This is a genomic window from Mesorhizobium sp. Arg314 (assembly GCF_053714275.1).
Window position 1 is genome coordinate 1 of the sequence record NZ_JBSKBP010000307.1, and the last position, 323, is coordinate 323.

Sequence of the window (323 nt, forward strand, 5' to 3'; positions counted from 1 at the left end):
TCGGTGGCCTTGCGTTTGCCAGGCTCTCCGTCGCGCCTCATGGTCTCGGGCTGGACCGCCGGTTGCTCTGCCGTCAGTCCGGCAACCGCTTCCATCGGCGTGGCCGGCCGCGAAACATGCTCCTGCTCCCCAAACGCCTGCACTGACAGATGCTCACGGGCTTGCGGATACGTCCCCCCGTCCACGTCCAGGTCAGACGCCGAAAAGTGGTCGTCCACCGTCAATCCGATCGTGCTATCCATGTCGATCGGGTCGGGGAGCGGCGGCGTGAGGCGCGTCAATCCCGGAACCGACGGCTCGCCCTGCAATGGCGCGTCGGCCGA

General features: G+C 67.2%; 1 protein-coding gene. It reads right to left on the reverse strand.

Annotation, left to right across the window (positions count from 1 at the left end):
- Window positions 1-323 (reverse strand): hypothetical protein (locus ACWGS9_RS35620; RefSeq protein ID WP_454509535.1); only part of this gene is annotated, 323 nt, incomplete at both ends.